Source organism: Nitrososphaera viennensis EN76 (assembly GCF_000698785.1).
GTDB lineage: Archaea > Thermoproteota > Nitrososphaeria > Nitrososphaerales > Nitrososphaeraceae > Nitrososphaera > Nitrososphaera viennensis.
This window is the reverse complement of the sequence record NZ_CP007536.1, coordinates 1,085,231-1,110,558: the sequence shown is the minus strand read 5'-3', so window position 1 is coordinate 1,110,558 and position 25,328 is coordinate 1,085,231. Positions and strand designations below refer to the sequence as shown.

30 protein-coding genes, 1 tRNA gene and 1 other RNA gene are annotated in these 25,328 nt (G+C 53.7%); 13 read left to right on the top strand and 19 right to left on the bottom strand.

Translation table 11 applies throughout. The features are described from left to right. Positions 1–16: 16 nt before the first annotated feature. Entirely contained in the window at positions 17–514 is a 498-nt protein-coding gene (locus tag NVIE_RS06360) for a hypothetical protein (RefSeq protein WP_075054532.1), read from the top strand. 209 nt (positions 515–723) lie between these two features. Here the strand turns inward: NVIE_RS06360 and NVIE_RS06355 are convergent, their stop codons facing one another. After that, complete coding sequence (locus tag NVIE_RS06355) at positions 724–1,155, bottom strand: hypothetical protein (RefSeq protein WP_075054531.1); 432 nt, start codon at positions 1,153–1,155, stop codon at positions 724–726. 84 nt (positions 1,156–1,239) lie between these two features. Here NVIE_RS06355 and NVIE_RS06350 point away from each other — a divergent pair, with 84 nt between their 5' ends. Continuing rightward, the gene (locus tag NVIE_RS06350) at positions 1,240–1,653 is read left to right on the top strand and encodes a winged helix-turn-helix transcriptional regulator (RefSeq protein WP_158435119.1); all 414 of its coding nucleotides are present in this window, start codon (positions 1,240–1,242) and stop codon (positions 1,651–1,653) included. Positions 1,654–1,766: 113 nt separating this feature from the next. Here NVIE_RS06350 and NVIE_RS15035 read toward each other — a convergent pair. From NVIE_RS15035 to NVIE_RS06305, 10 genes are all read right to left on the bottom strand, one after another. After that, positions 1,767–1,896 (bottom strand) — tRNA-Gly (locus NVIE_RS15035). Between the two features lie 73 nt (positions 1,897–1,969). Beyond that, complete coding sequence (locus tag NVIE_RS06345) at positions 1,970–2,404, bottom strand: hypothetical protein (RefSeq protein ID WP_144239541.1); 435 nt, start codon at positions 2,402–2,404, stop codon at positions 1,970–1,972. Positions 2,405–2,471: 67 nt separating this feature from the next. Continuing rightward, on the bottom strand, positions 2,472–3,032 hold the full coding sequence (locus NVIE_RS06340; RefSeq protein WP_075054528.1) for a hypothetical protein: 561 nt from the start codon (positions 3,030–3,032) through the stop codon (positions 2,472–2,474). 52 nt (positions 3,033–3,084) lie between these two features. Beyond that, positions 3,085–3,414, bottom strand: coding sequence for a hypothetical protein (locus NVIE_RS06335; RefSeq protein WP_075054527.1), 330 nt, complete (start codon positions 3,412–3,414; stop codon positions 3,085–3,087). A 37-nt stretch (positions 3,415–3,451) separates the two neighbouring features. Next, positions 3,452–4,840, bottom strand: coding sequence for a UbiD family decarboxylase (locus tag NVIE_RS06330; protein ID WP_075054526.1), 1,389 nt, complete (start codon positions 4,838–4,840; stop codon positions 3,452–3,454). Then, a complete protein-coding gene (locus tag NVIE_RS06325) occupies positions 4,824–5,201 on the bottom strand; it encodes a hypothetical protein (RefSeq protein WP_075054525.1) in 378 nt (125 codons plus the stop codon). The genes NVIE_RS06330 and NVIE_RS06325 overlap by 17 nt, the downstream gene beginning before the upstream one ends. An 18-nt stretch (positions 5,202–5,219) precedes the next feature. Next, positions 5,220–5,462, bottom strand: coding sequence for a hypothetical protein (locus tag NVIE_RS06320; protein WP_075054524.1), 243 nt, complete (start codon positions 5,460–5,462; stop codon positions 5,220–5,222). Positions 5,463–5,850: 388 nt separating this feature from the next. Then, positions 5,851–6,852: a diphthamide biosynthesis enzyme Dph2 gene (gene dph2, locus NVIE_RS06315; protein ID WP_075054523.1), complete on the bottom strand. Its 1,002-nt coding sequence runs from the start codon at positions 6,850–6,852 to the stop codon at positions 5,851–5,853. Further along, complete coding sequence (locus tag NVIE_RS06310) at positions 6,849–7,166, bottom strand: 4Fe-4S dicluster domain-containing protein (protein ID WP_075054522.1); 318 nt, start codon at positions 7,164–7,166, stop codon at positions 6,849–6,851. The genes dph2 and NVIE_RS06310 overlap by 4 nt, the downstream gene beginning before the upstream one ends. Before the next feature lie 217 nt (positions 7,167–7,383). Then, on the bottom strand, positions 7,384–7,869 hold the full coding sequence (locus NVIE_RS06305) for a nuclear transport factor 2 family protein (protein ID WP_084790664.1): 486 nt from the start codon (positions 7,867–7,869) through the stop codon (positions 7,384–7,386). 145 nt (positions 7,870–8,014) lie between these two features. Here NVIE_RS06305 and NVIE_RS15335 point away from each other — a divergent pair, with 145 nt between their 5' ends. The 6 genes from NVIE_RS15335 to NVIE_RS06280 all read left to right on the top strand — a co-directional run bounded on the left by NVIE_RS15335 (position 8,015) and on the right by NVIE_RS06280 (position 12,303). Continuing rightward, positions 8,015–8,152, top strand: a complete 138-nt coding sequence (locus tag NVIE_RS15335; RefSeq protein WP_158435118.1) for a hypothetical protein — start codon at positions 8,015–8,017, stop codon at positions 8,150–8,152. Between the two features lie 8 nt (positions 8,153–8,160). Next, on the top strand, positions 8,161–9,261 hold the full coding sequence (locus NVIE_RS06300; protein ID WP_084790663.1) for a radical SAM protein: 1,101 nt from the start codon (positions 8,161–8,163) through the stop codon (positions 9,259–9,261). Next, on the top strand, positions 9,251–9,607 hold the full coding sequence (locus NVIE_RS06295; protein ID WP_075054519.1) for a hypothetical protein: 357 nt from the start codon (positions 9,251–9,253) through the stop codon (positions 9,605–9,607). The genes NVIE_RS06300 and NVIE_RS06295 overlap by 11 nt, the downstream gene beginning before the upstream one ends. Next, positions 9,604–10,638 carry a radical SAM/SPASM domain-containing protein gene (locus NVIE_RS06290; protein ID WP_075054518.1) on the top strand — a complete coding sequence of 345 codons (1,035 nt, stop codon included), beginning with the start codon at positions 9,604–9,606 and terminating at the stop codon, positions 10,636–10,638. The genes NVIE_RS06295 and NVIE_RS06290 overlap by 4 nt, the downstream gene beginning before the upstream one ends. 2 nt (positions 10,639–10,640) lie before the next feature. Then, positions 10,641–10,886 carry a hypothetical protein gene (locus NVIE_RS06285; RefSeq protein ID WP_144239540.1) on the top strand — a complete coding sequence of 82 codons (246 nt, stop codon included), beginning with the start codon at positions 10,641–10,643 and terminating at the stop codon, positions 10,884–10,886. 142 nt (positions 10,887–11,028) lie between these two features. Continuing rightward, the gene (locus tag NVIE_RS06280; protein ID WP_075054516.1) at positions 11,029–12,303 is read left to right on the top strand and encodes a DEAD/DEAH box helicase; all 1,275 of its coding nucleotides are present in this window, start codon (positions 11,029–11,031) and stop codon (positions 12,301–12,303) included. 45 nt (positions 12,304–12,348) lie between these two features. Here NVIE_RS06280 and NVIE_RS14785 read toward each other — a convergent pair whose 3' ends face one another. Both NVIE_RS14785 and NVIE_RS06275 read right to left on the bottom strand, forming a co-directional pair. Continuing rightward, positions 12,349–12,636 (bottom strand): hypothetical protein, encoded by a 288-nt coding sequence (locus tag NVIE_RS14785; protein ID WP_144239539.1) that lies wholly within the window; start codon positions 12,634–12,636, stop codon positions 12,349–12,351. A 280-nt stretch (positions 12,637–12,916) separates the two neighbouring features. Continuing rightward, positions 12,917–13,060 carry a YHS domain-containing protein gene (locus tag NVIE_RS06275; RefSeq protein ID WP_075054515.1) on the bottom strand — a complete coding sequence of 48 codons (144 nt, stop codon included), beginning with the start codon at positions 13,058–13,060 and terminating at the stop codon, positions 12,917–12,919. Between the two features lie 91 nt (positions 13,061–13,151). On the opposite strand from NVIE_RS06275, the gene NVIE_RS06270 reads away from it, so the two are divergent. Next, complete coding sequence (locus tag NVIE_RS06270; protein ID WP_075054514.1) at positions 13,152–13,385, top strand: heavy-metal-associated domain-containing protein; 234 nt, start codon at positions 13,152–13,154, stop codon at positions 13,383–13,385. Here NVIE_RS06270 and NVIE_RS06265 read toward each other — a convergent pair. The 4 genes from NVIE_RS06265 to NVIE_RS06245 form a co-directional block, all read right to left on the bottom strand. Then, a complete protein-coding gene (locus NVIE_RS06265; protein ID WP_075054513.1) occupies positions 13,378–15,564 on the bottom strand; it encodes a heavy metal translocating P-type ATPase in 2,187 nt (728 codons plus the stop codon). The two genes, NVIE_RS06270 and NVIE_RS06265, sit on opposite strands and share 8 nt — an antisense overlap. A 132-nt stretch (positions 15,565–15,696) precedes the next feature. Continuing rightward, on the bottom strand, positions 15,697–16,131 hold the full coding sequence (locus NVIE_RS06260; protein ID WP_075054512.1) for a hypothetical protein: 435 nt from the start codon (positions 16,129–16,131) through the stop codon (positions 15,697–15,699). A 650-nt stretch (positions 16,132–16,781) separates the two neighbouring features. Next, a complete protein-coding gene (locus tag NVIE_RS06250) occupies positions 16,782–18,686 on the bottom strand; it encodes a SpaA isopeptide-forming pilin-related protein (RefSeq protein WP_075054510.1) in 1,905 nt (634 codons plus the stop codon). Positions 18,687–18,781: 95 nt separating this feature from the next. Further along, the gene (locus tag NVIE_RS06245; RefSeq protein WP_075054509.1) at positions 18,782–20,407 is read right to left on the bottom strand and encodes a hypothetical protein; all 1,626 of its coding nucleotides are present in this window, start codon (positions 20,405–20,407) and stop codon (positions 18,782–18,784) included. A gap of 364 nt (positions 20,408–20,771) precedes the next feature. Between NVIE_RS06245 and NVIE_RS06240 the strand changes: the two genes are divergently transcribed. The 4 genes from NVIE_RS06240 (at position 20,772) to NVIE_RS06225 (ending at position 23,727) form a co-directional block, all read left to right on the top strand. Next, positions 20,772–21,221 (top strand): DUF1697 domain-containing protein, encoded by a 450-nt coding sequence (locus tag NVIE_RS06240; RefSeq protein ID WP_227717506.1) that lies wholly within the window; start codon positions 20,772–20,774, stop codon positions 21,219–21,221. 441 nt (positions 21,222–21,662) lie between these two features. Then, the gene (locus NVIE_RS06235; RefSeq protein WP_075054508.1) at positions 21,663–22,586 is read left to right on the top strand and encodes an NAD(P)/FAD-dependent oxidoreductase; all 924 of its coding nucleotides are present in this window, start codon (positions 21,663–21,665) and stop codon (positions 22,584–22,586) included. A 2-nt stretch (positions 22,587–22,588) separates the two neighbouring features. Further along, the gene (locus tag NVIE_RS06230) at positions 22,589–23,056 is read left to right on the top strand and encodes a MarR family winged helix-turn-helix transcriptional regulator (protein ID WP_075054507.1); all 468 of its coding nucleotides are present in this window, start codon (positions 22,589–22,591) and stop codon (positions 23,054–23,056) included. Further along, positions 23,053–23,727 (top strand): class I SAM-dependent methyltransferase, encoded by a 675-nt coding sequence (locus NVIE_RS06225; protein ID WP_075054506.1) that lies wholly within the window; start codon positions 23,053–23,055, stop codon positions 23,725–23,727. Before NVIE_RS06230 ends, NVIE_RS06225 begins: the two co-directional genes overlap by 4 nt. A 427-nt stretch (positions 23,728–24,154) precedes the next feature. Here NVIE_RS06225 and ffs read toward each other — a convergent pair. After that, positions 24,155–24,465, bottom strand: an RNA gene (gene ffs / locus NVIE_RS06220) — signal recognition particle sRNA. Positions 24,466–24,552: 87 nt separating this feature from the next. Further along, on the bottom strand, positions 24,553–25,302 hold the full coding sequence (locus tag NVIE_RS06215; RefSeq protein WP_084790662.1) for an LLM class F420-dependent oxidoreductase: 750 nt from the start codon (positions 25,300–25,302) through the stop codon (positions 24,553–24,555). Between the last annotated feature and the right edge of the window lie 26 nt (positions 25,303–25,328).

The window sequence follows — 25,328 nt, the reverse complement described above, 5'->3', positions numbered from 1 at the left end:
AGAAAGAGCATAGCCCGTGCTCATAGGCCCGAGAAGAGCAGTGCTCATCGGCGCAATCGCTGCCGTCGCCGCCACCATCATTCTATTGCCGCTGATATTTGGCGCAACCGCTCCCCGCCTCAACGAGGTGACAGTTGCGTTGTCAAACGTGACCGTCCTTGAGGCAACCGCAGAGAATATGCAGATGAGGGTCGTGTTCACGGTTACAAACCCGACCGACCAGACGGCGACCACTTCCAGGATAGACTATGAGCTCTTTGCCGACGGGCAATCACTGGGCTCGCATACCCTCTCGTACGAGAACGTCCCGCTCAACGGCAGGCCGGCGATATTCTCGCAAAATTCCGTGCCCCTGCGGGACGACGAGTTTGTGCTAGAGTTTGACGACAGGATTGCCGACATTTACAACAAGATAAGGGACAACCCTGATGCGATAACGTGGAGGGCGGCCGGAACTGCGCAGATCGAGTCCACTCTCACCTTGGTGCCTGTGACGTTTGACAACGAGATCTAAGCGCGGTCGCCTGAATTGAATTGTGGGGCATGATCGTCGCTTTTTCCTGCGCAGTTAGTTGACGTTAGTTTTGCCTTGTGTTAAACGTGGACAAGATTTTCTTGTCCATGAGCAACCTAACTCCTCGTGATTTCATGAAAAAAAGTAGGGGAGGTTCGATGGCCTCTCTTGCCTGCACGAACCATCTGCCTTATGTTGCAACTTGCTCGTCATTGCAACTGCGTCCAGCGTTTCAGACGGTACAGCGTGATCCCATGCAGCGTTAGCGCTGCCGGCACTGCAACGGTGGGAACGAGAACCCAGGGGAATGTCGTCATTGTCGAAGTTCCGAAATCCGGCGACGTAAGGAGGCCAAGGCTGACTGCCATTGCCAGATCTGCAATGCCAAGCACGTTCCAGACTATAAGGGCGTACTTTGACCAGCTGTAGCCTTTCCTGAGAAAGAAGGCAAACGGGATCGCCGTCACCCCGATCAGGATGTCTCCAATTCCCGCAGGTATCCCAAAGGCAGGATTCAGGATTCCCTGGGCCACGCCCCACAGGAAAACTATGCCTGCCACCCTCCACGTTTGCAGCGCTATCAGGATGGAAGTCGTGTTGTTGTATTGCGTCTGTTTTGAATAGCCGTCAAGCAGTTTCATTTACATACTTGCTATCAAAAGCATAGTTTATAAGCCTCACGTAACCAGAATCATAGCTGGTTACCGGATGGAAAGTGAATGGCAATGAACGATAGAACATGTTCAATGATAGAAGCTGTTTACAGCCTCCCAGAGCTCAAGTCCTGCCCGATCGAAACGACCTTCAAAATTATAGGAAAAAGATGGACCGTTCTAATCATAAGGGAATTGCTCAGGGGCACGACGCAGTTCAACCGCTTTCTCGAAAATATAGAAGGCATAACGCCAAAGGTTCTCACTGAACGCTTGCGCGAGCTTCAAAGCCACGGAATTGTCAGGAGAAGGATCGTGTCAGACTCTCCAATCAGGGTAGAGTACGGGCTGACGGATCTGGGTAAAGAGTTTGAGCCGGTGTTGCTTGCAGCCGCCTCTTTTTCAATGAGGAACATGCCAAAAATCGTCTTCAGGGATGGAAAGCCAAGGACGCCTGACGATATCTTGATGCAACGGCGACAGTAGGTGTTTTCCTGCAAGCTATTGGAAGGCTCTGGAATTCTGCGAACTTGAAATCGGATTACGGAGAGAAATCACTCGCAAGATCAAATAATCTACAAATTACAATATTATTATTTTGGTGCGGTCACCGGGATTCGAATTCCCGCCCAATTTCCTTTTGAAAAACCGGGTCCCGGGTCGCGGGCTTTCTCCGCGCGCAACGCGCTTGGAAGGCCAGCGTCCTAGACCAAACTAGACGATGACCGCACTTGGACTAGCGAAAGTGGCAAGGGTATTAAATCTTATCAGTCTGCAAAACTTGGATTTTGCGCTATACGTGTCAACGCTCGCTTATCTTGATTTCCGAAGATGCTACGGGCGAATAGGCTTGTGCATTTTGTATGCCGCTTACTACAAACGTGCGAAATTGATATGTGCCTGCTTTTTGCGGAATCCATGACATTCCCATTGGTGTCAAACCGTGGGCATCCATATTTCCCTCTTGATAGCTCAATGCTATTGTTACTCCGTCAGAATCCCTTATCTCGATTATGGCTGCGTAGGGCCTCGCTTCATTCAGGTTGCTTTGGACAGTGGTCGTTATCATTAACTGTTGTCCTACCATTCCCTCCCTCGCAGGCAAGTTGTCGATTGTTATGGCTTTTGGAATGGAAGGCGTCATCAGCTCATAGCTAGTTGCAAAAGCTGACGGGATCAACGGGATTACTGATATTACAACAAAAATGAACGCCAGAGCCAGTGTATGCTGTAACAACCGTGCGATGTTCAAACATTTGCAGAATTTAAGCGATGTGGAAACAGTCTTTTGCTGCCAATTGTAGCTAGTCGGGGAAAATTATATTCAAAACAACGTCTACTGCCTTGTTTGTCAGCTTGCGCTTGTAGTACTCGCCGCCCTTTTTCGGGGCATCATACGTCTTTTCCTGCTCCACCTCGTGCACCGGCCTGTGGTCAAGCGCGCCGTAGAACTGCGTCTTGATACCCTTCATCTTTGAAATGACCGTCGTGTTGTACGTGTCATGCAGCCACACAGACGCTATGAAATAGATGAAAGGCGGGTTTGGCTTTTTGCTTATCATGCTGTGGATATAGTCGATTGTTTGCCCGATGTTCTTGGATTCTGAATCGATGGCGATGATTTCCGGTTTTACCCCGCCCTTTACCAGAATCTCTTTTACCTTCTCTGACGGGCCCGGCTCGCCGACTATCATGACCATCGTCTTGTGCCTGTCCGGCCTCGACTTCATTATCATGTTGTACGTCTCTAGGCTGACCTTGACGCGCTCTTGTACATAATCAGGTAGCCCGCCGTCTTGGGACTTGCCCCTGTGGACTGCGTACAGGACAAGAAGGTTGCCGTCGGTGAACCGGTACTCTGACATATGCAGGCACCAGTCTTGCCCGACAACGCCAATATAACTATTTATTTCAGGTTCAGAAGAACGACGCCGCCACTTTTTTCGGGGCGCAGATCTGCCGTTCCAGCTCGTCAAGGCGCTGGAGCGACTCGGGGCTCTTTTGCAGGTCCTTGAACGACTTGTCGTGGCGGACCTTGCGCACGACTGCCATGACCTCCTCGTGCGTCACGCCGTGCTTGATGTCGTACTCTATCTGCTTGGCGCAGCTGGAGACCGTGCTGTATTTCTTGTAGTTGCGTTTTTCAAAAGAGGAAGCGTCAGGGGACACGCCCTTGACATAGCGAACAATTACTTTTTCAACGTGTTCAAGGTGCCAGTCTTTCATGGCATAATTGTTAGCTTTCATGGCGCACAGTGTTAGTGTATGAGGCTATTTAATCTTATTAGGTGATGTAATTGCTTACGTCGATCTCGTCCTCGCCGGGAATCCTCGCAATCTCGAACCTCTCCTTCGGTTTCAGGATGGTCGCAGTCGCGTCGATGCCGACCTTGGTGGTGAGCAGGTTCTGCTGGTCGCTTGAAGGGTCGAGGCTGGAGCCCTTTGCGTTTGGAATGATGACAAAGCCCCTGTCCGCCTGGCACCTCGTCGCAACGGCGTATTCCACTGCGACTGCGTCCGCCGGGTCGATGTCGTCGTCCACCACGGTAGCCATCTTTAACGACGGGTGGGCGGCAAACGCGGCCATGATGGCGTTCTTGGGCTCGCCTTCAAGGCGCTTTTTTATCTGGATAACAGCAGAGAGCCAGTTGCTCCCGCCGTTGGTGAGGTGCACCGCCTGCGTGGTGGGAACGACGCTCTTGACATAGTCGTACATCTTGGCTTCCACCGGCAGGCCCATCAGCAGGCGGTGCTCAGCGTAGCCTGGAAGTATGTCGTGGTAGATTGCGTTGTCCCGGAACCTTATCCTTTCAAGCTCAAACACCGGCTGCTTGCGCCTAAAGTCGTACGTGCGGAGCATCTCGACCATCCACTCCTCCTGCACCCTGTCCTTGAGTATCCTGCCCTCGATGATTATCTCTGAATGATTCGGCACGTACAATTGAGAATAACTGGCCTTGGCTAGCTTTAGCCTGCCTTCGAGGAGCGCGTTTGCGATCATCATCTCGTCGACGCCGTACGCAGCCTGGTACGCCGCAGCGATGCTGACTGCCGGGTGCACGCCGACTGCGATGGCCACTTTCAGGTCCTCGCCGTGGTCCTTTGCGTACGTGTAGCACTTGTGCAGGTGCCTGCCCTCCACCATCCTTATCGCCATGTGTTTTTCATCCATGCGCAGCAGGCGGTGGGTGGAAGAGTTCTGGTTTCCCCGCTCGCCGTCCTTTGCAAAAACAACGGACGCCGTGACAAACGCGCCGGCGTCCTTTTCAAAATGCGTCACTATCGGCAGGTCGTTCAGGTCCCTTGAGGAGTTTTGCTCAAATAACGGCGCTGTCTCCTGCGTTTTTGAAGGTACGGACATGCCCGCAAGCGCCTCGCCAACGCGGGCGTGTATCGCCTTTTTTGCCTCGGCGACGCCCTTTGGCACGCTCTTTGAGCTGATGGCCATGTAGAACCTCCCCGGCGTGCCGCAGACGTTGCTTGCGACAGAGATCTTGCTGCTGCTCTCCTTTACCTTTTCAAACAGCACCGCCTGCCTGGAGTCAAGCTTGGAAACCACGGCCGCAAGCTCGAATTTTGCGCTGACTGCCTTTTTGACGCGGACAAGCTCGCCCTCTTTTTCAAGCAGCGAGAGGTAGCTGCGGAGATCGCCGTTGTTACTTGTTGTTGCCATTGCTATTGTTACCTTCTGCCTCCACGATATGCATAACCCCTCCCATAATTGCTTTCATGTCTTCAAGCTTTAACTGGCCCTTTGCGTAGAACGAGACTATGCAGATGCCGTTTATCATGGACGCCACCTTCTCCGCAATAGTGTTGACGAAAAGGGGATCGCTCTTGCTCGGTATGACCTTTGCCGCAGTCGTGTTGTTCTGCGAGCTTATCGCTACCGATATGGCGCCTATCCTCCTGTTGCCTCCTTCCGAAATGGCTAGAAAACAACCGTTGCCGTAAAAATTGGCTTCAAGCAGGAAACTTCTTCCGCTGTCCGAGCGGACCTCCTCCCTGCTCGGCGCTCCAGTTCCGCTCTCCATCGCCAGTCTTGCTCGCTTTTATCTTGAGCGAACCGCGATCGGCTTGGCCACCGCCATCTTTTTTGCTCTGGCGCGCAGCTTTGCCTTGTACTTCAGGTTCCTTGGCTTTGTGCGGAGCCTGTACCCGCAGCACGGGCACCAGAGGCCGTCCCACTTGATGAATATCTCGCAGATCTGGCACCTCTTCTGCCCGCTGGCGTACCTGCCCGAGCCGACTGGCTTTTGAGCCTTGTGACGGATGCATATACCCTTGCAAGTCATTTTTTATCACTGGGGGGCAAAATAGTGGCACATGACGGTTGCCCGCCCTGGTCTTCTTTTTCCCTTGCTATGAATTACACCCAATATCTATTTAAGATTTGTACAAATATTCTATCATTAAAAGCTGGTTAATGTCAAAATTCGTATAATCTGCTTCTGCTCATTATTGTAAATGTTCTAAATAAAATATGGAGAAATCATAGTTATCTGTTCAATATTTCGCATGATGTCACGCATATTTTTGCGAAAGTATTTCAGTGGTATTTCGACAAATGTGGAATTCTACAAGATTTTCAAGGAAATCACGAAATTTTTGACGCTCTATTTAATTGTTTGCACGAGGCAACTGGTATCAAAAAGAGGCAATACCCAGAAGCTTGTTACTAAACTAGAGCCAGTGCTGTATCCTGAGAAAGTCTTCTATGGGCTCTTTCTTTAGCAGCTTGATGAGCGCAAGCGCCTGCGGCACGGAAAGCATCGGCTTGGCAAAGTGGTTGTCCGTCGCGATCCTGGGGCAGGCGACCTGCACAAAGGCGTCGATTCCCTTGAATATCTGCATCCTGTCGCCCGTGATTTCCGTAAGCGCTATCAGCTGCACCTTCTTGCCCAGCTTTTCAAATTCCTTTTTCAGCTCCAGCGCGCGCACGTGCGCAAACTGGCCCTCCTTCAGGCCGATGACGATCCCGATGCGCTCGGCGTCAGCAGCCTTGTATATTGAAAGGATGGCGCGCTTTTGCAGCCCCTGAGCAAACTCGTTTATCTGAGTGTATTCCTCGAAATACGGGTCCAGCATGAACGTCGGCTTCTCTGTCGACATGGCCACGCTTGCAGAGTGGAACTGGCTCTGGCCAAGGAATACATAGCAGTCGACCTGCTTTTGCACGTTCCATGCGGGGTAGAACTCGCAGCCAAATACCTGCGCGTCGCGCAGCTGGCCCTTTCCTCGACCTATTATGACCTTGTATCCAAACTCTTCAAAGATTTTCTGCGCTTTTTCCACCTCCTCCAAGTGCTGGCTGTCCGTGACAAGAGATATCGCCTTGTACCTTCCCTGCATGTCCTTTGCGAACTTTCTTGCGACAGAATCAAAGCTCACGTCGTCGTACGCGTTTATCATCACCACCTTTTCGCCAAAGGTCTCCATCGCCACCGTGTGGCCCACGTTGAACAGCAGGTCTGCCCCGAGCATGTCTGCCGCATGCGTGTTAAGATCGCACGAGCCCCAGCACGGGTCGCCAATTACGTATGCCTCAATGCCGAATTTTTCGTGCACGTGGTCGGCCACGTCCTGCAGGCGCGGGATGAGCGCCTCGGCGCCGTTCAATGCTACTGAGCGGGGCTTGCGCTCCTCGATTATCTGGAAAATGCGGCTCTCGTCTATCTTGATCATTTTTCTTGCCTCTTTTTCTCCTGCAGCGGGGTAACCCTGATTGCAAACTTGGGGCATACTGCCTCGCAGCCGTAGCAGTATATGCAGTCGCGCTCGCGGGCTGGGAGCGCTTTTCTATCGGCGCCAGAGCCGTGCCAGTCAAACACGTTCACCGGGCACACGTCGATGCATGCCCCGTCGCCGACGCAAAGGTCAAAATCGACTGCCACGCCTGTGCCATAGATCCCGAGGTTGCTCGCCTTGTCTTTCCATACCTTCAGGTTCTCAAATGTCGTTGCGACCCTGTTTTCCCGAAAGTTGGGATCGATAGGCAATACGAAAAAAGACCTGGCAAATCCAATTTAAATCATGCTGGGTTCTGTTCGGCTGGTTGGTCGGACAAGCCCATCACTTTCAACCCTGTAACAATAACAGTTCAATTCAAAAACTTTCCATCCCGCCGCGGCGCGTATTTTGGAGCCGGTCGAAAAGAAGGGTGTACGGGCCCTTGGTTCGGCGTCAGGCTGTAGGGAGAGAGTGTGTTTGTTTATCTTAGACGACCGACCATGCCATCAGCGCCAGCTGGCCCTGGTCCGACACCATCAGCCTTCTCTCCGCCAGGGATCTGACGTCCGACGATAGCGGCGCGTTTATGAAGATGCTGACCTTCTTTATCTTTCCCTCGCGGTTCAGGGTAAAGTGGTTTGTTCCCCTCGACTCGAATTTCTCGCCGTCTCTGGTGTACCCGCTGACTGTCCACTCTGCGATGACTGCGTTCTTGCCCGTGATAAAGCGCGGCTTGACTGCCGTGCTCTTTATGAATTTCCCGCGCGTTTCCTGCCTTTTGGCGTAGAATTCGTGGATGCTCCTTTTGCCTACGATGTGTTTAGAGTATGCAGAATTTTTGGGTCCTGGAATCTCAAATACTGCATTCTCTGCCAGGTGGTTTGCCATTTCGTCCGGGTTTCCGCTGCCAAATGCCTTCAGGTACTGTTTCACGACGCTCAGGTTTCGTGCCTCCTCATTCCGCGAACTCATATGTATGCTTGATGTATGATGTCGAATTATTTAAGAATTCCGTAAATTAGATCTAATGTGGCATTTATCCCCTTAAATCACTTGAATTTGACAGAAAACCCAAAAATAGATATAATGTTAAATAATACCCGGTATATTATGTAGTATGCCCGAGGATAGACGCAAAGAAAGCAACGGCTACTTTTCAAAACCTCGCTTTGCACTCAGACGCAGACTAGTGGCAGCGGCAGCAACGTTTGATTCTGAAAAGCTGGATTCGGTGACGACGTTTTCGGAGGCATAGAAAACAAAATGCAAATGTCGTATACCCCAAAGCCGCTGTATGTCATCTACGACGTGACGCTGGCGTGCAACGCCTCTTGCATCCACTGCTATTCGCACGCCGGAAAGCCCCTTCCAAACGAGCTGACGACCGAGGAAGGCCACAAGCTGATCGACGAGCTGGCAGACGCCGGGACCCTGCTTCTCGGGTTTGGCGGCGGCGAGGCGTTGTTGCGCAAGGACTGCTTTGACTTTATGCAGCACGCGCACGACAGAAAGATGCTGACAAACGTCGCCACGAACGGCATCCTTGTCAACCAAAAGACCGCAAGGCGCCTCAAGGAGGTGGGCATACAGGCAGTCACCGTCAGCATCGACAGCACGCAGCCTGCCCTGCACGATTACATCCGCCAGGTGCCGCAGCTGTTCCAAAAAGCCTGCGACGCAGTGAAGTGCCTCAAGGACGAGGGAATAAAGGTCCTGATAGGGTTCACGCCCATGAGCCACAACTACAAGGAGCGGGAAGAGATAGTGCGGATGGCGCTTGACCTCCACGCGGACACCGTAAACGTGTCGGAGTACGTCCCCACCGGGAGGTTTGGCACCACGATTGCGCTGACCGCCGACGAGCTAAAGGAGACCATGGCTGCATGGGTGCAGCTGGAAAAGAAATACCGGGACAGGATAAGGATAACATGGCACGACTGCAGGGCGGCAATCCTGATACCTGAAATCGGGAGCGCCGCCAAGACGGGCTGCGGCGCCGGCAGGACCACCTGCAGGATAGCCGCCGACGGCACCCTCTATTCGTGCCCGCTGCTTCCCATCCCTTGCGGCAACGTGCGGGAAAGGGGATTCCGCTACCTGTGGGAAAACGCTCCCCTCATGCTGGGGCTGCGCGACAGGAGTAACCTGAAAAACAACTGCGGCTGCTGCGACAAAAAAGAAGTCTGCGGCGGGTGCAGGGCTGTGGCGTACGCAAATTACGGCGACCTGTTTGAGGGCGACCCTGAATGCTGGTACAAGCCGATGGAATACATCCCTGCCGCAGCGGCAGCAGAAACAAAGTCGCATGAGCCGCTGATCCAGATAGAGCCGCTAAGGAGGCTGAGTGAAAAAAATGACAAGTAGCGATGACACTGCCGTTTTTGTCATGAACCCAAAAGTCGTGTGCAGGCGCGAAAACGACCAGTCGTTTACCGTGTACAACCCGAGCACCGACATGATAACCAAGATCTCTCCCCTGAGCAAGCTGGTACTGGACATGCTTGACGGCAGCAACTCCGTCGGGGACGTGCACTTTGCGGTATCGGAAATGTACGGCGAATTCTCGGCAGAGGGAGGCAGGCAGGTATTCCTTGATTTCCTCCAGAAACTCGTGGACAGGGGGATCATCATCGAACAAAGGGAAGGCGGCGAGAAGAAACAGGAGGAGAAGAAGAAGGAAGGGAAGGAGGAGGTAGTGGCAAGCCAATGAAGACAAAGCTAAAGATGATTGAAGAAAAAGAACAGTACCTGTCAAAAGTCCCGAAATACCCTTACCACATGGTGTGGCACGTCACGAACCTGTGCAACGTGCACTGCCAGCACTGCTCCTCTAACGCCAAGTCCAGGCTCCCTGACGAGCTGAGCCCCGAAGAGGGCATAAAGCTGCTGGACGACCTTGCCGACGCCGGCGTGCTGGACCTGTCGCTGTCCGGGGGCGAGGCACTCCTGCGCGACGACATATACGACATCATCCGGTACGCGCGCAGGAAAAACATGAACGTGGGCCTCGGCTCGTCCGGGAGCACGGTGACGGAGCAGAGCGTAAAAGAGATGAAAAAGGCCGGGATAACCCGCGTCCAGATAAGCGTGGACGGGCTCCCGTACACGCACGACGTGTTCCGCGGCCTGGACGGCATATTCGGCCGGGCGATGGACGCCATAGAGATGCTGGTCGAGAACAAGATAACGACCAAGGTCTGCTTTACCGCAAACAAGCTGAACTACAGGCAGATGGACGAGGTGGTGGACAGGGTGGCCGCCATGGGAGTCTCCACGTTCAACCTGTCGCAGTACATCCCGGTGGGAAGGGGCCCGAAGGAGCTGGACCTGTCGACAGAGGAATGGAAGTACGTCTATGAAAGGTGGGTCGCAAAAAAGAACCAGTACACGAAAATGATGTTTACGTCGCACACCGACAAGCTGGTGCTGGTAGACGAATGCTACATGGAGATGCCCGGCTTTATCGGATGCCAGGCAGGAATCGGGCTTGGCTCCATACGGGCCAACGGCGACATCATCCCCTGCGTATTTCTGCCGCTAAAGGTGGGGAACATACGCGATGGCAGCTTCAAGGAAATCTGGGACAACTCTGATGTCATAAAGCACCTGAAGGACAGGGACGTCGAAGGACATTGCGGCTCGTGCGACTTTAAGTACAAGTGCGGTGGCTGCAGGGCCGCCGCGTACGCCTATACCGGCAACTACCTTGCCGCCGACGACCGGTGCTGGGGAGCGAAATAAGGTTGTCGGACTGTATTTACCGGGCAGGCTACAAGGACGATGGCTCTAAAAAAATAATCTGGACGGAGCGCGCCCCTGCCGGCGGCAGCGGCCTCGACGATCCGTTTTGCATGCTTGACCGGGACGACGCGGACGTGGCCAGAAAGGCCGCCGAGGCCGGGGTGGAAATCCCGCTTGGCAAGGACAGGGCTTTGGAGGTAGACGTGATCGTGGAAAAAATAATAGCAAAACTGACGTACGCGATATAGGCCACACGTTACCACAGTTTATATCATGCACTGGCCTACTGCGTCAGGTACAAAGAGACTCCGGCAGGTTTGTTCAACAAGTACCGCACGCATCATCTTCCGTGGCTTTTGTATGACGAGAAAATAAAAGTGAAAAAGAAAGATGGCAGTAAAGGAATCCGCAACCACGTTTGAGGAACTCGGGCTTGACGAGAAGGTCCAGAAAGCGCTTGCAGAAAACGGGTTTGAGAAACCCTTCCCGATACAGGAGGCGGCAATACCACTCATCCTGCAGGGAAAAGACGTCATAGGGCAGGCGCACACGGGCACCGGCAAGACGGCGGCATTTGGGTTGCCGCTCTTGTCAAAAGTGAAAAATGGCAATAGGCAGGTGCAGGCGCTGATACTCGTGCCGACAAGGGAGCTTGCGGTTCAGGTTACAGGCGAGCTGATAAAATTTTCAAAATACGCGCAGGTATGGACGGTTTCAGTTTACGGCGGGCAGAGCTTTGGGGTTCAGACCGGCCTGCTAAAGAGGGGTGCCCACATAGTGGTCGCCACGCCCGGCAGGCTCATAGACCACATAAAGCGGGGCTCGATAAAGTTGGACGGAGTCAAGTTTGTAGTCCTTGATGAGGCCGACAGGATGCTTGACATGGGCTTTATCGACGACATCGAGTTCATACTGTCAAGGCTGGGCAAGAGCGGGAGCAAAGACAGACAAACGTTGCTGTTTTCCGCGACAATGTCGCCGGAGATCCTAAGGCTTGCCAAGGGCCACATGCGGGAAGGGCAGATACGCGAAATAAGGCTGAACACGAAGGAAGTCGGCCTTGACAACATCGAGCAGTCGTACCTCCTCGTAAGCGAGCAGCAGAAATTCAGCCACCTGACAAGCCTCATCCGCCCGCACAAGGAGCAGGTGATAGTGTTTGCCGCGACAAAGCGCAGGGCGGACAAGCTGGCGGCAAACCTGAAGGCGGGAGGTTTTCGGGCGTCTGCAATACACGGCGACCTGTCTCAGAAAGAGCGCGACCACGTCATGAACAGGTTCCGCAGGGGCGCAGACAGCGTGCTTGTGGCAACAGACATTGCCGCAAGGGGAATCGACGTCCCGGCGGTGGGCCACGTGATAAACTATGACGTGCCAAACGAGCCGGAAACCTATTTTCACAGAATAGGCCGGACCGCAAGGGCAGGAGCAGAAGGCACTGCCGTCTCGCTCGTGTCTCCCGACCGGTTTGGCGAGTTTGAAAGGATACTGAGGCAAACGAAACTTCCAATAAGCCGATTGAATGAGGCGATGGGGATCGAAGTCCCTGCGCTGCAACAGCAGCGCGGCCGCCACCCGCATCAGCCGCAGCAGCACGGGCGCAGCGGCCGGAACCGCCGCAACTTTGGTGGCGGAAGCAAAAGAAGAAACTGGAGAAGAAGATAAAAAAATAATCTCTCCTTTTTCCTTCTTGCATGCTACTACTGCTACTTAGCAGCTAACCGGGACTTTTAATGGGCTGCTTAAAGGGACAGGCGTCAACACCTTGTCCCATACGAGAACGTTGGCATCATATTGAACGGCCGACGATGACGACGATGATGATGACAAAGAAGCAGGATTGAAACTTATGGCCACTTGCGGAGTGGCCTTTGGACCGATGGATGTTGTTTGCCACTGAACGAATTGCGTGATGTCGCTACTATTGTCTCTGAGTTCAACGATGATGGCTGCGGGCTGGCCTGAATCTGAAAGGTTCTTCAATGTGACAGCGATCATGACTAGCTCCCCGCCTGGTTGGCAATCGTCCAAAGGTTGCCCGCCGGGATCCACTAACCTTACATTCTCGATCTCGACTGGATAAGAAGGACTCTGGGCATAAACAGATAATGATGGCGACATTATTATTGGAATAAAGAGAAACGCAGAGACGACGCAAAGCCCCACGTCATCGAACCATTGATGAGGGGGCGATTCCATGCTGTCAAGAAATTGCATCGATGATTACTTAACGGTTATGTCCAGAATGGCGCAAGAACATTGCTGATTCGCCGTCCATTTAATATCCAAATTTCTTTGGGTTGGCGTCAAACTGCGACTTGCATGCTGCAGAGCACAGGTAGACTTTTTTGCCGCCTGCCTCTGATATGTGCTCGGCGGTCCTTTCATCAACCATCATTTTGCACACGGGGTCTTTGAACATGCCATTAGTAAGCAGGACATCGTAGATAAAGACAGCACCTTACAATTGTAAGGCTGCAACCTATTATTGGAGCATGGGCTATCTATAGTACATGGCAGCAGTTCAAAAGGCGCTCTTCAAAGTAGTCGGCATGTACTGCACCACGTGCAAGCCCATTGTAGAAAAGCAGCTAAAGGGCGAGCAGGCGATAAAAAAGATAGACATTGATTTCATGACCGACTCTGTGATAGTGGAATATGATTCTTCGTTGATCACAAAAGAGGAAATAAAAGAGAAGCTGGAGCGTTCGGGCTACCAGTTCGTCAGAAGGGCAGCTACTATGTAGCTTCTGTATAGTGGTAGTAGGGCTGCTTCAGCTCTTTTTCTGTACGCATCTGTTCTTTTTCCGGCCTGCCTGCTGCCGCAAACCTCGGCCTGTACCTGCCAAGCAGCAGCGAGTTGGCCACGACGGAAACCGAGCTCATTGCCATCGCCCCTCCCGCAAGAAGCGGGAGCCATTCGTACACCTGCGCTCCAAATGCTGGCACGAGCGCCCCTGCCGCGATGGGTATCAGGCCCGTGTTGTACGCAAAAGCCCAGAACAGGTTCTGCTTTATCTTTGACACTGTTTTCCTTCCAAGCTCAAGCGCGGCCACGACGTCGCGCAAGTCGTTCTTTATCAGTATGATTCCGCCCGTCTCCTTTGCCACGTCAGTCCCGGAGCCTATCGCAATGCCGAGGTCGGCACGGGCAAGGGCCGGCGCGTCATTGATGCCGTCGCCTACCATCGCTACTGCACCCTTGCCTTCTGACTTTAGTCTTGCAATCACTTGCTCCTTCTCCTGGGGAAGCACCTGCGCAATAACCCTGTCGATGCCAAGGCTGGACGCTATGGCCTTTGCCGTCCTTTCGTTGTCGCCTGTGAGCATGATGACTTGAATGCCCATCTCCTTTAGCGAGTCGATTGCCTCGCGCGCATGTTCTTTTACGGTATCTGCCATCGCCACAATGCCTGCAAGCCTGCCGTCGACTGAAACAAGAGTTGCGGTCTTGCCTTCCGTCTCAAGCCTGCTCATCGTCGCGCTGACTTTGTCTGGGACAGCCACTCCGTTGTCTGCCATCATCTTTCTGTTTCCAATAATTATGGCATGGCCCGCATATCCCGCCTTCAGCCCGTGTCCCGACACCACTTCAAACGATTCCGGGCTTGCGACGACAAGGCCCTGCTCCTTTGCCTTTCTGACCACGGACTGGCCCAGCGTGTGTTCCGAGCCTGACTCTGCTATTGCGGCAAGCCTCAGCAACTCTTGCTGCCCGCCCATTGTTTCAGACAACGCCATGACGTCGGTGACCTCGGGCTGGCCCTTTGTCAGGGTGCCTGTCTTGTCAAACACTACTGTCCTGACTTTTCTTGCTATCTCCAGGTACTCTCCGCCCTTGAAGAGTATGCCGTTCTCTGCCCCCTTGCCCGTTCCCATCATCAACGCGGCCGGCGTTGCGATCCCAAGCGCGCACGGGCAGGCTATGATTATGACTGACACAAAGGCAAGCAGCGAGAACGTCAGCCCTATCCCGCCTATGAAATACCATGCCAGCGCCGACGCGACTGCCACTGCGATGACTGCTGGGACAAAGTATTTTGCGATCTGGTCGGCCATCCTCTGCATCGGCGCCTTGCCCGTCCTTGCCTCCTGAACAAGCGCTATGATCTGCGACAGGACCGTGTCCTGGCCGACTTTGGTTGCCCTTGCCTTTAGCAGGCCGCTCTTGTTTATCGTAGCACCAATGACTTGTGCGCCTGCAGACTTGTCGACCGGTATCGACTCGCCCGTGACTGCCGACTCGTCAACAGAGGAGGAACCTTCTGTCACCGTTCCGTCGGTAGGTATCCTTTCGCCCGGCCTGACCAGGAACAGGTCGCCTTCCTGCACCTGCTCCACCGGCACTTCCTCTTCTCTCTTCCCGCCGTCTCTGAGCACGCGTGCCATCCTGGGCTGGAGGTCGAGAAGCTTCCTGACTGCGTTTGACGCCTTTTCTTTCGTCCTGGTCTCAAGCAGCCTGCCTATGAGTATCAGGGTGATGATTATGGCGGCCGTCTCAAAGTACACGCCTTCAAACGGGAACAGGCCCGGCATTACAGTCACGAGGGTGCTGTACAGAAAAGCAGCCGTGGTTCCCACAGCGATCAGCGTGTCCATGTTTGACGCTCTGGCCTTGATGGCGTCCCGCGTTCCCTTGTAGAACCGCCAACCGGCCCAGAACTGGACAGGTATTGCCAGCGCAAGAAGGACGTAGCTGTTTATCTCTTTTGGCAATATCATCAGGTAGGTCAGTACCGTTATCGGTATGGTGAGGGCGATGCTGACTCCTGTGATCGTCTTTAACTTTTTTAGCTCTTTTTCTGGCGCAGTGAATTCATTCAGGCACTGCGTGCTGCAAAAGAAATACTCCCTGCCATCTACCGTATGGCGTATGGCGCCGGGCTTTTCTTCCACAAACATTCCGCATACTGGATCCTTTGCCATGTCTGTCTTTCTTTTGGTTTTTCTCGTATATAGGAGCAGAACTTTACAATTGTAAAAAGCTGCCTGATTGCATTGCGTTATCATAGTATGGTACAGAATTGTTCAAAACAAAGAAAGGCAAGTGAGACCGCGCTACCTTTTGGCCATAGCCAGTATTCCTCCGATTATTCCCAGTATCGGGCCTACGAAGAAGCCGCTCATGCTGACAAGACCTACAATAGACGCAATCAGGATTCCAATGCCCCAGATGCCCGCACTTTCTGGCTTTCTATGAATGGCTAATCCTCCTGCTATAGACACTGCACCTGCACCTACAGATATCGCAGACATGACTCCGACAGCCCACCACATGAGTCCTGTACCGCCTGGCGTCATCATGCCCCATCCACTGCTTCCGCCCATCATCATTGAACCGCCCAATCCATACATCGTCATCCCCATCTGCTGGTTCCATAGACTAAGCATTGAAAGAGTGAATATTCCTCCTGCGAGCATGAATGCTCCTCCTATGACTGCCAATATCGCTGAAGGAGCTATTCCTCCGCCAGTTTTTGAGACGTTTTCCATTTATTATCATCATTCCTCCTGCACAAGATTATTGGTGGGAGCAGAATATAGCCGGCGAGTGTACAGTGTGGTGCAGTGAGATCGGTTTTGCAATGATTGCCTCCGGTTATAGCCGAACATGAACGACGGAACTCTTCACAAGGTAATCGTTGACGCCGGCAATGGAAGCGTACTTTACACCTCGCCTGCGAAGCCGATAGAAGATTCAAGTCTTGGGAGAATGATGGATGGAGCTTTTGGACACGGGATGCATGAACACCACCACCATCATCATTACCACCACCATGATCACCATCATGATGATGACTAGGAATGAGAATGCCTCTAAAAGATGATGTGCAATGGCTGTATGATAATAATAACAACAGGAGTAGTGTTGCAGTAGGATAGGGACTGCATTAAAGCGTTGAAAGAGGTCCAGCTTCCTTTGATATTCGAGATGTGGTTAGGATGCTGGCCATCGCAGCAGCCGTAGATCTTGTTTGTTGTATTGTCTGTACAAGAGTCAAGGAAGAAAGAAGTCAGGACAATCCTCCTGATATACTGCCATATGGCGCTGCCAGTAAAAGACTGGATCACAAAAAGAAGAAAAGGAAAAAATGCGCGCCCTCTGGCAAGGCACGCGCGTGGTCGTGTAGGCCCCTTCTCTCTTATTCTTTCACCTCCACGCCTGCGATCTTCTTTTCCGACAGCGGTTTTGGAGCCTCGCCTATGCCGTCCCACACGAGGACATTGACCGTATAGTCGCCGGGTGCCCCTGCCGTCCACGAGCTGGACTGCTTTACCGTCTGGCCGGGATCAAGGCTGCCCTCGACCCATGTCAGCGATGCGGTGAATCCGTCCGCGTCCACTACCTGCACGATGAACGCGTACGGCTGCCGCTCTGTCTGGCCCGGCGCGCTTGTGATCTGCGAGGACACCAGCACCTGCTGGCCGACCTTTGCGCCTGCCAAGGTTGCGCCCTGCAGGCTTTCTAGGGTGATGCTGCCGACCACGACCCTGTTGGTGCTTGCAACAAACAGCTGCTCGGTTGATGGTGGCGCACCCGGTCCAAGCATGACTCCGCCGCCACTGCCACCACCACCGCCGGCGCCTGGACTGCCACCCGCGCTGACTGAAGAGCTTGTACCAGACGCGCCGCCGGCGACTGTCACCGTGTCAGACACTGACATTATGAACAAGGCTGGCGTCGGCGTGCCTGTCCCGCTACCGCTGACAACATAGGACGAAAAGTGCTCCAGCTCTTGCGTGTAGGCGCACTGCACGACAACACCACCCGCGCTGACGTCCCGGGCCGGGTCGCGGAAAGGCGCCGGCGACTGCGCTTGCCATGCACTGGCAGTGTGGTCAAGGAGGTAGAACCGGACGTCTGGGCAGCCGTCTGAAAGCGGCGGCGCGCCGGTCGCCATGTCCTTGGCGACCTTGAAGTTTACCTTCGGGTGCCCGTCAAAGCTGGCCGAATCTGAAAGGTCGATGTCACCGGAAGACTCGATGTCGAGAAAGAACGCAGGGTTTCCTCCCGGCGCCGGCGGCATGCCCTCCGGTATGCCGTCTATTACCTTGAACTTGAACCCGACCTCGTGCCCCTCTGCCCCAAGCGGGATAGATATAGAGTCAAGCCGGGAGCTGGCAAGGCCAAGATCCTGGCCTTCCACGTTCAAGAGGATGTCCATGCCGGGAAATACAGCGTCAAGCGTAGGTATCAGAACCAGCTTGCCGCCGCTTGTGGAATTGTCGTTGACCATCCAGGGTGCGGGGACGTAGACGTTGCCCGAAAGGGCGTTTTCGTCCGGCGCGTCGTACTGCGGCACGCCGAGCATTTCAAGCAGCGACAGCAGGTCTGCAGACCCGTCTACTTTTGATCCAAGCACGACGGGTTGCGGAAAAAGCCCTGACCCGTTGACCGCATTTGCCTGGCCCGCGCTGATTATCATGGAAACCGGGATGTCGCTTGCAGACAACACTTTTACCCCGTTTACCGTGGCGTTGAACGACTGCACTTTGACAAGACCTGCGCTGTCCATCTGCGGCGGCTGGACTGGCGCCGGCTCGCCGCTCTGCACAGTGTCTCCGACCAGCTGGCTAAAGAACTCGGCTGAGCCAACTGGAGCATCCTCTGAAATCTCTACGGCCACGGGGTCTTCGTTTACCATAAAGCCGGCAGACGTGTTGATCTCCATTATGCCGTAGGTGCCGGGGTTGACGCCCTGAAGCTCGATTATGCCCTCAGTCGGGTCCGAGTCAAGGAGGTCGTTGTTATCGGTGATTACAAGCGCGTCGCCTGCAAACAATTCCCCGTCAGTCGAGTTGTAAGAATGGTAGTAGACCGCGGTGTAGGAGTACGGGTTTGGCGTTATCAAAAAAGTCGCGCCGCCCAGAAGAAATGGCATGTCCTCTGTCTGGTACTTGAAGATGACAATCGTGTTATCAGGGCTATTTTCAATATAATCATAGTCATCGTCATCCGCCCCGGCGTACTGGATTCCAAGGGCTGCTGGATTGCAAATTGCAGCAGCTGTTATTATTATCGCTGCAGTCAGCAGCGACAGCGGCACGATGCGATGATTATTGTTGATTTTATTACTACTATTGTTGTTATTATTATTGCTCGTCCTATATCACCTCAACAAAAAGAAAAAGGAAGGAGGGGCTAAGAGTGCGAATGCCCTCCGCCGCCTCCTTCTGGCGGCGTCGGCGTCTGGCCCATCAGGCTTGAGATCTGCTTTGGCTGGTTGAACGGCGCAGACAGTCCTCCTCCAGGCCCGTAGCTGTACGGCTCGCCTATCTCGCCGGGAGCGCTCTGGATCGTGAACGACACCGTGTTCCCGGTCCTAAAGACCACGTTCTTGTTGCCTGTGTTCAAGAGCCCGATGTCGGTGACGTACGGCGCGCCCGAGTGGTCAGAGCCGGCTTCGACGTGCGCGTGGTAGACGCAGCTCTTTCCCGGCGCAGAAGCGTGCGCGAGGTAGTGCATGTGGAGCTGGTCCACGTACGTCTTGTTGGCGTCTTCGTCAATGTGGCCTGCGACAGCCATCACCGCAGGGGTCCCCGCCGAGTCGCACGCGACCCTCAGAAGGAGGTGACCCGTCACATAGTTGGGCGTAAAGTCCACTATGGGTATGTAGTCGCCGGACCTCATGACCTGGCCTGCAAGGAGCAGGGTGGTCGCAGAAGGCAGGGCCGTCGCGTTTGATCCGGGCTGCGGATCTGGATCCGTGTGGTCGTCATCTTGCAGCAGGTGCAGGTACGCCGCAAGCGCCGAGACTGACGAAACCGAATACGTCCTTTCCCAGTACGGCGTTATCGTCGACTGGGTCGGCTGCGTGTCCTGTATGAACTTGATGGTCTCGGCAACGACCTCAGATGCCCACAGCTTGTATAGCTCCAGCCCAAGCGGCAGAGGCTTGGGCGCGCTCACAAAGGTGATTCCCTCGTTTTGCAGGGCGTTTGCGACCATGCCAAAGCCGCTTGCGCCCGTCGCCGGGACAAGCACCACCTTTTGCGCTCCGGTCGCATTCATCATGCTCTCTATTGCAGTCACGGCGTTTGCGACTGCCGTGCCGTTGAGCGTCGGCCAGTCTTCCCTTGCGGTGACAGCCAGCGAGCCGGCAAAGTTCATCTTGTCCTCGACGTATGCTGCTGCGGTTGCAAGTTCTGCCTTTTGCGCATTGTCGTTGGTGTCTGACCTCGCGCCGTGGCCGACAAGCACGACGATTTCATTCGCTGGATCAGTGCTGACTTCTCTTGCCTGCTTGACAAAGATGTCCTTCAGGATCGGGTGGTCCGGCCTTGCAGGCTCGGCAAAGACCAGCACCGCGTCGCTTACGGTTGATGCGGGTGCGGTGGACTCGCCCATGTAGTTGCATGCGCCGGCGATGACCGGGCCCGGACAGTAATTGTATTCTGAAATCCCTCCAAAGGCTCCTCTGGTCACGTTGTGTATGACAGTCGAATCTGGCCCGAACATGTCAGTGTAAAGAAAGATTGCATAGTTGGCTCCTCGCGAGTCAAGGCTTTGCAGCCCGTCGTCCCAGTTGTAGGGCATGTGGGTCACCGTTTCTGCAGGCGTCCCAAACCTTGTTTCGAGCGTCTGTTTTATCGACTGCGTGTTGTCCGTGTCAGGGTTGTTGGGGTTTGCAGGGTTTCCGTGCGTGTACACCAGTACGCCAATCCCGGTTGCCCCGTGCGCCATCGTCGCCACCGGCTGGACGTATGCCAGTGCGGCAGACAGCAGAATGGCCGCAGTTACTGTAGCAGAGACCTGTACGTCTTTCAATTTGATCGTTTTGTTGAGGACCGTGGTGATTTTATTACCCTAAAGACGTTTATCGCAGCATGGACTCTGTCCTGAAAACATGATGTAAGAAACCGGAGCTAGATTATATGCGGGCCCTTCCGGAAGATTTTACTTCATGTACCCGCACATTGCTTGAAAGAAGCAACCGGGAACAACTCATACTCTTGCTGGAAGCTATTTTATATTTTTCTCCTTTTTTAGTGATATGGAATAAAGACGGTGCCGTTGATGTCGAAAACCTCCGGATGGGGGATAAAATTGATAGCGATAAGGAATCCACTCATTCTTCTTTCTGCTGATGTCGCAGAGCATATTAGAATGGATATTCAGACCGATATCGGTCATGAGTAACAATGTAGACACGTATCAGTACCTTGCACTTCTGCGCGGCATTAACGTGGGCGGGAATAACATTATCAGGATGACCGATTTAATAGCGTGTTTCGAACAGATGGGGTTTGCAGACGTAATGACCTATATTCAAAGCGGCAATATCCTGTTCAGGGCGGATGAACAGAACAGGGCAAGATTGACCGCCAAGATTGAGGGAGTCCTGCCAGCTACATTTCATTACGACTCACGAGTCGTCATCATCACACACAAACAACTGAAAAGCGTGGTGGAGGGCGCGCCCCGTCAGTTCGGCAAAGATGCGGCACAATATCGATATGATGTAATCTTTTTGAAAGAACCTCTTACGGCGAAAACCGCCATGAAAAGCGTGAGTGTCAAAGATGGCGTTGATCGTGCCTATGAAGGAAAGAGCGTGTGCTCTATTTCTCACGCCTTATAGCGAAAGCATCGCAAAGCCGCTTGACGAAAATCATCACGCTTCCCGTGTATCAGAACATGACCATACGAAACTGGAACACAACCACAGCGCTGCTCGCTCTGATGGACAAGAGAGTGGCGAGATGAGAAACACTATGAAAAAGAATTCTCCTTCTAGCAGCGACCATGTCGCAACTATCAATAAAGTGCGATAAACTGAAGATATATGCGGGGGCCCAGAGGTGCCCGGGCCTACATAGGATGCGAGTCCGAAACAAGGCATAAGCCATTGGGACGGCTGCAAAGTCCCTTCAGCATTTTTCTTATGGCGAAGTGGGAAGATATTCTTAACAAATTATGGCGTCGAAGAAACGTATTATCTCCATTAGAGGCAGCACAAGCCAAAGATAGATGGATAGTTTGGCATCAAACTATTTATATTAGTTTGACCTCAAACTAGTATATGATCCTGAGCACGCACGATTTGGCTATCGTTGGCGGTGGCCCGGCCGGAATGGCAGCAGCCCTCGTTGCCGGTAGGTGCCGCCTTGACGCCGTCGTTATCAACGAGGAGAATCCGCGCAACCGCGTCACGATCGCCAGCCACGGTTTCTTGACCCGGGATGGAGTCCATCCTTTAGAACTACTGCAGGTGGCCAAGAGCCAGTTGCAAAAATATCCAAGCGTCATCTATTACACCGATCAAGTCATTGCCGCTTTGGAAGAGGATGATGGAGGCTTTCGCATCCAGAGAGCTGTTGGCCCAGAAATTCATGCTCAGCGCGTCATCATTGCCGCGGGGAACCGCGACGACTTAGACAGCCTTAGGCTCCCGGGCATCCATGACGTGTATGGCAAGAGCGTATACCCCTGCCCCTTTTGCGATGGCTTCGAACATAGCGACGAACGCATCGCGGTCTTTGGAGCGGAAGGAGTGGAGCGTCATGTGCCCATCATCAAGATGTGGAGCGACGACGTGCACGTTTTCACCAATGGCCGCACTTTGAGCACCCAAGCCAAGCAAGAGTTAGATCGCAACAGTGTGTCGGTCCACGAGGGACGCGTGCGCCGGCTCGTGTCCCAAGATGGACGGCTAGTAGAAGTACAGCTCGAGAATGAATCCATCGAACGGGATGCAGGGTTCTTGTGGGACAAAGCCGGTGTGCCGTCTAATACCCTTGCTGACGATCTCGGTGTGCCGCGAAACATGAATCCATGGGGCATAGTCACCTACCAAGCAGACGAGTTCGGCAGAACTAGCGTTCCCGGAGTGTATGTTGTCGGCGACTTGCGCAGCGGCTTTAGTCGCCTCACGGTCGCTGCCGCTGAAGGCGGTCGCTGCGTTGAGCATATCGTTCACGAAATAAGCATGGAGATGTGTCGCTAAGCATGACAAAGCAACACCGCCGAGAGCACGCGGACAAACCTGATCTTGTGCTCCGGGCCATTTCTCTTATGCGACAAGTGGCTTCAGCGATAAATGAATGGCAGCGCACAAAGGTGAAGGGAGGCTTTACCGTCCATCAAGCACTTGTTCTGCATTATTTGGTTAACCACGGTGACACCACACCCAGCGACCTGGCTGACTGGATGCACGTCACCCGCGGCAGCGTCACGCCGGCCATCCAGCGTCTGTCGTCTCTGGGTCTGGTGAAGCGACGCACTGACGAGAACGACGCGCGCAAGCAATGGCTTACGGCTACTCCTGAGGCTCGAGATATTGCCACTCAGGTCGAGGCACAAGCACTGCACCCGGTCCTTTCGACATTCCAAGATTGGTCTGACCCCGCCTTGAGACAATTCTGCGATAATCTTGAACGAATTCTGTCTATTCCGTTCCTTGGAAACAGGCCATGAGCAATTCAGACGCACGTCGCCATCACCACGACCACACAACGGATTCTTGGGCGGAGAGGGCCAAGAGATACGATGACATCATCGACTTGCTGGAACCGGAGTTGCAATACGCCACAGAGGCGATGCTGGACGCCGTGCAAGTGGGAAGCGGTACACGGTTGCTTGACTTGGCCTGCGGGCCCGGACACAGCACGGCGGCCGCAAATGCACGGGGCGCCGAAGCGCTGGGAATCGACAGCAGCCCGCGCATGTTGGAAGCGGCAAGACGCCGCTTCCCGGATATTCAGTTCAAAATCGCAGACATGACGAATCCACCTCCAGGGCCATGGGATGCCGTCATATGTCGCTTGGGTGCACACCACGCTGATGACACTTGGGTCAACGCGGCCTGGCGCATACTCGTTCCCGGTGGACGAATTGCCCTTGCTGAATTTGATGCCATCGACGAGACATCACGGACCAAAGGCATGCGGCATCCATCCGAATGGGTGCGCCTCCTTGAAGGCGCAGGGTTCGTAGACGTCACCGTCACGACGTGTATACTCCGTCTGGGAAGCCCGGCTGCCAGCACACCAAATCTCGTCTCTACGCTACGCGAAAACCAAAACACCCACTTGCAGGATGGTCTGGTGTATATCCTTGCTGGACGCAAACCCACGACTAGAACATGAAAAGACGGCCGGCCTGCCGTGCGACATGGGCCTCCGCGATCCATTATTTACCTAGTCCATTGACATCGTTGTTGTTCCAATGCAGATCGCGACAGGGCTTTTACGGCGCAAAGCTTCGCGATAATGTCTACAAAAGAACAAGCAATAAGATTAGGTGTGGTACAGCATGAGCGAGCCTGTTGGAATTCGAATCCACTCACTGCATTCTAGAACAAATGGGCCCGCACCCACTTAGGGTGCGGAAACTTAGCGGGCCCGGAGGGACTCGTTCTGCATGAGGTTCAAGCACCGTGACGGAATGGCAAAGGCCATCTGGCGCTGCTTTGTTTTACATTTACTCGCTGTTTAAAAGAACTACTCGAAAATCCATGTTTCCACTGGAATCGCGCCTCTCTCCTCTTACCTGTGCACATTCGAGAAGGAGCGGAGGCAGCCCACCGGTACCACCGTTGGCAAAAGGCCCCATTTCAAGCCCTGCGAGATCCACCACGTAGACGTGCTAGCATGGCTACGCCGCCTTAGGGTTGCTCCCTCCCGGACCTCACCCATTTCGACGATGCGCAGTCGACGCCGCGCCTTCGCGCAGATCGCTGCTCATAACCATCCGACACGGCGTGATTTCATTTCCGCAAGGCAAGCGGGTACCTCCTCCCAGCGGATTTACCCAGCGGTTACTGGTCCTGGCATGAAGCCGATTTCCAGTGTGGGGCACGGCTAGCACCCCGACCCTACCTGCCTCCACAGTGCCTGTACAAAATTCGCTATATTATATTAGCGGTCAATTACTTTCTCATGATAACGCTGCCTGCAAATTCATCCAAGGCTTCAAGTTCCCTGGACAATTACTACGGTGGCAAGCTTGGTCTTTAGGATCGACCCATAATCTCTGCCCACACTCTTGCAGTGCTCCTTCAGGATGTCCAGCTTTTTCTTGACGGTCTCGACAGATCCAAGCAGGTTGCATGCGTCCGCGTACTTGGCCACAATCCGGAGCATTTTTTTTTCGCCAGAACCGCCCATCATGGTGGGCGGGGAAGGTTTCTGGATAGGCTTGGGGTTGCAGTACGCATTTCGGATCCTGTAGTATCTCCCATCGAACGAAGCTGGCTCTTCGGTCCACATTTTGCGAATGACCTGTATAGCCTCCTCCAGCCGGAGCAGCCTCTCCTGGCCGGATGGAAAAGACCTGTCAACGATACCGTACGCCCGGGACTCTTCTTCGTTCCATGAAGCGCCTATTCCCATGAAGAGCCTTCCCTTGCTCAGCACGTCCAGCGTGGCAGCAATTTTTGCCAGGATCGAAGGATGCCGGTATATCACGCCTGTCACGAGCGTCCCAAGCTTTATCCTTATGATCACGCCTGCAAGCACCGATATCGTTGTCCAGCTTTCGAGCATCGGCTCTTTCGGCGCTCCAAACATTGAGATCTGGTGGAAATGGTCCATCACCCAGAAAGAATCAAAACCCGCGCTTTCTGCCCTTGCAACAAGGTTCTTCAGGGAATCTGCGATCTGCCGGGTGTCGCCGTCCTTGTAATCGAAACTAAAACTGGGATGCTGCAAACCAAACTGCATATGTTATGTAATTACATCCTCATGAT